Origin of the sequence: Streptomyces sp. B93 (genome assembly GCF_018070565.1) — a bacterium.
GTDB lineage: Bacteria > Actinomycetota > Actinomycetes > Streptomycetales > Streptomycetaceae > Streptomyces.
In genome coordinates this window covers 1-5,193 of the sequence record NZ_JAGPXL010000100.1, presented here as the reverse complement: position 1 = coordinate 5,193, position 5,193 = coordinate 1, and the positions used below count along the sequence as shown (strand labels likewise).

The 5,193-nt window shown below is 65.0% G+C and carries 5 protein-coding genes and 2 pseudogenes; 2 read left to right on the top strand and 5 right to left on the bottom strand.

The window, feature by feature from the left end; genetic code table 11:
• Positions 1-448 precede the first annotated feature (448 nt).
• Positions 449-931: a hypothetical protein gene (locus KBY47_RS36000; RefSeq protein WP_247695759.1), complete on the top strand. Its 483-nt coding sequence runs from the start codon at positions 449-451 to the stop codon at positions 929-931.
• Positions 932-1,137: 206 nt separating this feature from the next.
• On the opposite strand, the pseudogene KBY47_RS35995 reads toward KBY47_RS36000, so the two are convergent.
• The 3 genes and pseudogenes from KBY47_RS35995 to KBY47_RS36930 all read right to left on the bottom strand — a co-directional run.
• Positions 1,138-1,382: pseudogene (locus KBY47_RS35995) on the bottom strand (GNAT family N-acetyltransferase); the annotation flags it as partial.
• A gap of 198 nt (positions 1,383-1,580) precedes the next feature.
• Positions 1,581-2,380, bottom strand: a protein-coding gene (locus KBY47_RS35990) for an IS5 family transposase (protein WP_210928831.1) whose coding sequence is annotated in 2 segments (ribosomal slippage) — positions 1,581-2,032 and positions 2,032-2,380 — 801 coding nt in all. Because the reading frame shifts where the segments join, the coding sequence is not laid out codon by codon here.
• 44 nt (positions 2,381-2,424) lie between these two features.
• The gene (locus tag KBY47_RS36930) at positions 2,425-2,625 is read right to left on the bottom strand and encodes a hypothetical protein (protein WP_247695761.1); all 201 of its coding nucleotides are present in this window, start codon (positions 2,623-2,625) and stop codon (positions 2,425-2,427) included.
• A 685-nt stretch (positions 2,626-3,310) separates the two neighbouring features.
• On the opposite strand from KBY47_RS36930, the gene KBY47_RS35980 reads away from it, so the two are divergent.
• A complete protein-coding gene (locus tag KBY47_RS35980) occupies positions 3,311-3,547 on the top strand; it encodes a hypothetical protein (RefSeq protein WP_247695758.1) in 237 nt (78 codons plus the stop codon).
• Between the two features lie 95 nt (positions 3,548-3,642).
• On the opposite strand, the gene KBY47_RS35975 is transcribed toward KBY47_RS35980, so the two are convergent.
• A complete protein-coding gene (locus KBY47_RS35975; RefSeq protein ID WP_210928829.1) occupies positions 3,643-4,212 on the bottom strand; it encodes a transcriptional regulator in 570 nt (189 codons plus the stop codon).
• 9 nt (positions 4,213-4,221) lie between these two features.
• Positions 4,222-5,193, bottom strand: a pseudogene (locus KBY47_RS35970) (transcriptional regulator); the annotation flags it as partial.

The window sequence follows — 5,193 nt, the reverse complement described above, 5'->3', positions numbered from 1 at the left end:
GCCACGCTCCGCGGGCACGACGCGCCGGCCCTACGGGCCGGAAGCCACCGAGCCGCTCCGCGGCTCCAACTTGCTTGCTCCGCAAGCAAGTTGACGCTGCGTCACTCCGTGACGCAGAACACGGGATTCGCTCCGCGAATCCCTAAAAGCGCGCCAGCAAAGACGGGTCCGTCCTCTGTCTGAGCCTTTATCAGAAAGAGGACGATTTCCTATACTGCACCCCCCGAAAACTGAATTTAATATCGATTCGCATTTCCGACCTTTCAAAACTGACCCCTAAATTATTCCAGGCTGGGAGTTCCTGGCCCGTCGGTCGATGATCCGGTCAGTGGCCAACTTGGATATCCCGACCAACAGGAGTAGCTGACGCATCATCAAGTTTGTACGCCAGTACACCGCAACCCACGCCCCGTACCCCTCTTGACCTGAGCCAGTCCAGAATGCCGCCATGGCCGACGAAGAACACAACAAGCCAGCTGCACACTCCTTCCTGTCATACGCCACCGAGGTGGCGCGGCTGATGGATCTCGGGCACGCGCCCGACGTGCCGGAAGCACGCCGCGCACGGCACCTGGCCCATGCGGTGCGCAAGCCACTGCTCGAACGCACCCACCTGCCCGAAGAGTTCTTCGCCCCGCTGCTGGCCGCAGCCGTCCACGACCCGGACCCCAGCTTCTGCCGCTGGTACGTCGAACCCGCCGTCTACGTTTTCGGCCGCCGCCGAGTCATGACCGCACTGCTCGACTATCTACGCACCGGCACGGAAGCGGAGCAAGCAGGCGCCAAGCGGGCCTGGTACTGCGCCCATGTACCGCTCCGCGCAGACCGGTCCCCGGCCTACGCACCCGGCGGAAGCCGCGATCCCGCCATGGACGAGTCCCACGATGTAATGGCCGAGTGGCAGGAAACCGTTCGGCGATCAGCCATGTGACGGGGACGCCGCGAAACCTCAGCCGACTCCGTTGCCAAAGGATTGTTGGTCACTCTGACCAGTTCCGGGACAGGGAGGAAACGACGGCTCTGTCGTACCCACGAAGGTGGGAAGGCCCAGCCTTTCATCAGAGTGGCCGGCCGTCGAAGGGGTCGTGGGAGCCGGGCTTGAACGTTAGACGCTCGGCATCGATCAGCCAGAAGCACTCATCGGCCCATTCCACGGATGCGGGCATGCAGGTGCAAGTCGTGCCGGCCGTCGTCATCACGGCGGCGCTGCGTTTGGTGCCTTCCAGGAGGTAGCCGGACTTGGTGGCAACCCTGCATGAAGCGTGGTTGTGGGTGGGGTGGTCCAGCTCCAGGCGGTGGAAGCCGATCTCGTTGAGGGCCCAGGCCGTGAGTGCCCTGAGGCCGTGTGAGGCGACGCCGGCGCCGCGGGCGGCCGGGAGTACCCCCAGGCCGCCGGAGCCGGGGAGCGCGGGTTGAAGGAAGTCGCCGAGCAGGTTCGGAGGCAATGGCGGGCGGCGTCGACGGAGCACAGGCCACGCACCATGATCACTTGGCGCCGGCTGCGCACGTCAAGGCGAGTCGGTCGTCAGCGACCGTCACGGCCGCTCGCCCCGCCCTGCCTCGGCGCCTCAGACGCTATCTCATTTGGTGAGTCGGCGATAGCAGATGAGGGTGCAGGCGATGCTGGTGAAGGCCAGGAAGTGCTCGGCTTTGCGCTCGTAGCGTCGGTGCAGTCGGCGGCATCCTGCGAGCCAGGACATCGTGCGTTCTATCGTCCAGCGGTGGCGGCCCAGGCGAGTCGAGGACTCGATGCCCTTGCGGGCGATGCGGTGCCTGATGCCTCGCCTGCGTAACCATCGCCGCAGGTGGTCGTAGTCGTATCCCTTGTCGGCGTGGAGCTTTCCCGGTTTGCGCCGCCGTCGTCCGCGCCGGGAGCGGATCGGCGGTATCCCCTTCACCAGCGGGATCAGCGCCTGACTGTCGTGCAGGTTCGCCCCCGAGATCCCGACGGACAGGGGCAGACCGGTCCGCTCGGTGATCAGATGGACCTTCGAGCCGTACTTGCCCCGGTCGACAGGATTCGGACCTGTCAGCTCCCCCTTTTCAGGGCCCGCATGTTCACCGAGTCGATCGCACAGCGGGACCAGTCCAGCTCGCCGCGGGCACCAAGCTCATCGAGGACCAGGCGGTGGAGTTTTGCCCACACCCGGGCCTTCGACCACTCGGAAAAGCGCCGGTGAGCCGTCGCTCCCGATGGCCCGAACGACGCGGACGGCAGCTGCTGCCACGTGCAGCCCGACGTGGCCACGAACACGATTGCAGCCAACACCTCCCGGTCGCCATGCCGACGCCGACCGCCGCCCTGAGGCCGCGAGGGAGCCTCCGGGACCACCCGCTGGAACAGCTCCCACAACTCATCCGGCACCAGCCGCTCAACGATCGAAACCACGACCGATAGGCTACCGATCCAAATGAGATGACGTCTCAGAAGGGTACGCCAGCGCGCTTCGCAAGGCGGGTCAGTCTCGGGTTGCTTCGCCGGTGCAGCGAGGTCAGGACGCGCATCAGCAGGTGGCTCGTCGGGGGAACGCGGGCCATCTCCGGCGCGACCTCCCACGCCGCTTCGAGCGATTCGGGGGCGGCGTCACGGTCGCCCAGGGCAAGGTGGGACCGGCTGATGTTCATGTGCAGTGGCCCGACCCTCGTAGCGGGAGTGTCAGACCACCCTGGATCAGGTCCTCGGCGGTGTCCAGCGCACGGCGGTTGTCCTCCATGTCGGACGCCGTAGAGATGACGTGCACGGCCGTGTTCTCCGGTCCGAAGTGGATGCCGTGATCTTCAATGTCCTCCGGGAACTCCTCGGCCACCCGCCACTCGGCGTCGATGTGTTGCCGCGCTACTTGCTTGTCCTTGATCCGACCAGCCAGCGTGAGGCCGCGCAGGTGCAGGATGCCCAGTCCGTACGCGCGGTCTCGCCTCCGGAGTAAGGACAGTCGCCAGTTCGGTGCGGTAGCGGTGCTCGTTCAGCTCGCGCGGCAGGTCTTCAGGATGCGGCGGAGCCGCATCGGGGATGTCGAACCGTCGGATGGCCTAGTTGAGTGCGGTCAGGTTGGTCTCGTCCGCCTTGGTGACCTGTGGCGATCTGGCGCTAAGGCCGCGCTCCTTGTGGCAGACAGCCACGTTCGTACCAGGTCCGGGAATCCTGGTCGCGCTCATAGACGTGCGTCTTCCCCACTCGACTTTCGTTACGTCCCATCTTCTCACCCTGACTCCCTTGCGCCTTGGTGTTGTGCAAGAGATGTGCAAGTTTGCTTTGGGCGGCGGCAGTTGTCTTGTGTGAGACACGTATGCGCCGATGAGACGAGAGGTCATGGCACTGACACAGGAGAAGTCACCGACGATGCTCAGTCACGGCGAGCTTCTTTACCCGGCGGGGACGCTCGTCGCCGAGCCCGCGGCGCTCCTCGTCCCTGGTGACGGAATTGGTTACGACGGCGAGTGGCGCACCGTCAAGGCAGCGAAGACCGAGCGGGGGCCGTTGGGCGGATTAGCCATGGTGGTTGCCTGGGAAGGAGGTTGGTACAGCACGGTTCCCTGCTGGGGATGAGCTCCTCCTGGGGGAATCACCGCCAGGTGACAGCAGCGATTGAACTGCGGCTGAGCCTCGCCCTGGTTCGTCTTGGGTGGGGCTCAGTTGTGCTTTCAGGCGGCGAATCCGACGGCGCTGACGTACTCGTACTTTCCCCATTGTGATCCCAGGTTGACCATCTGGTCGATCCAGGCGTTGTCGAGGGCTTGGGCTTCTTGTCTGGCCCAGGCGTCGATGATGGCGTCCCAGTTGCGGATGTTCAGTCTTCGGTATTCCAGGACGCGTTGGCGTGGAGTGGGTACGTGGCTTTGGTCGAGTGGGTGGATCTCCACTCGTGTGCCGCCGTTCGCGTTGAGGCGTCTGAGGAGGTACCGGGCGACGTTGCGGCGGCGTAGTGCCCGGTAGGCCGCGTCGATCTTTGCGAGGTTGGCCTTGTTGGGGCGCTGTGTGCCGGCGAGCCAGGCTTTCATGGTGCGGGGGGTGACGGTGATGTCGGCTTCCCGGAGGGCGTCGTAGCCGGCTGGGGAGCGGGTGAGGTAGCGCAGGCGGGCGGCGAGGCCTCGGCGTGAGGTGACGGGGGAGGTGATGCCTCCGGCGAGGGAGTCGAGTACGCGGGCTGCGGCTTCGCTTCCGCGTTCGCCTCTGGCGCCGTAGTGCCCGAAGTCGTGTGTCCTGTCCGGCATGTTGGGGTTTTACCGTTCGCCGGTGGGGAGGGTGTAGATGTCTTTCACCTTTACCTGGGAGACTCCGCGTCCTTCGGTGAAGACGCCTCTCCAGTCGCCGGCGATGTGGAGTTCGTCGGTTCCCATGACGCGCATGACGGTCAGTCCTGCTGTGTGTGCTTTGTGCGCTTTCAGCCAGAGGTTGACGAATGCCTGTGAGCGGATGATGTGCATCCAGTCGGGCCGGTAGATTGCCCTGTTGAAGTTCGACTCTCCCATGGTGGACACGAACTTAGAATACATCGATTTCACGTATTCCAGGGTGACTTCGTCTTCTTCGGTGATGGCCTTTTCTCGGGCGTCGCGCAGGACTTGGCGGAATTTCTCGAAGAGGTGTTCCGTGGAGCCGGATGTCCATGATGCATGGATGACCGGTGGTTCGCACAGGTGGCCGTAGGTGTCGGTGGCGAGGCGTTGGAGGAGGCGGAGGGTGGGTTCGGTCACCCAGACGGGGCCGGGTTCTTCGCGGTTTCCGAGGGGGTTGGGGAGATGGGAGTGGTGTTCCCATTCGGGTGGGGTGATGAGGTGGATTCCTGAGCGGCGGCGGGAGTGGACGTTTCCGGTGGAGTATTCCAGGGCGCCGAGCGGGAGGTGGGTTTTGAGTGCGGACAGGTAGGCGCCGTTGATGTCGAGGGCGGTCACGTCGTGTGGGCCTGGTGGGGTGTCGGGGCGTGCCCAGTTGGGGCGTGCTTCCCATACGTCGTCTGCGCCGTGGGCGGACTTCTTGCGCAGGATGTCGGGCAGGGGTGGGTGGCCGACGACGTCGTAGCGGGCGCTGATGCGGCATGCGTCGAGCAGGGCCATGGCGTCGGGGATGGCTTTGCGTTGCAGCTCGGCGGTGGCGGCGGTGAGGTCGCCGTTGTGTGTGGTGAGGGCTTCGTGGACGGCGTTGGTGATGAGTTGGGGGATGCGGCTTTGGGTTTGGGGGGCGCGGCGGGGGGT

Excerpts from the sequence above, each read along its gene's own strand:
- KBY47_RS35975 (WP_210928829.1), bottom strand. The coding sequence starts at position 4,212 with ATGCCGGACAGGACACACGACTTCGGGCACTACGGCGCCAGAGGCGAA.
- KBY47_RS36930 (WP_247695761.1), bottom strand. The coding sequence starts at position 2,625 with ATGAACATCAGCCGGTCCCACCTTGCCCTGGGCGACCGTGACGCCGCC.
- KBY47_RS35980 (WP_247695758.1), top strand. The coding sequence starts at position 3,311 with ATGGCACTGACACAGGAGAAGTCACCGACGATGCTCAGTCACGGCGAG.
- KBY47_RS36000 (WP_247695759.1), top strand. The coding sequence starts at position 449 with ATGGCCGACGAAGAACACAACAAGCCAGCTGCACACTCCTTCCTGTCA.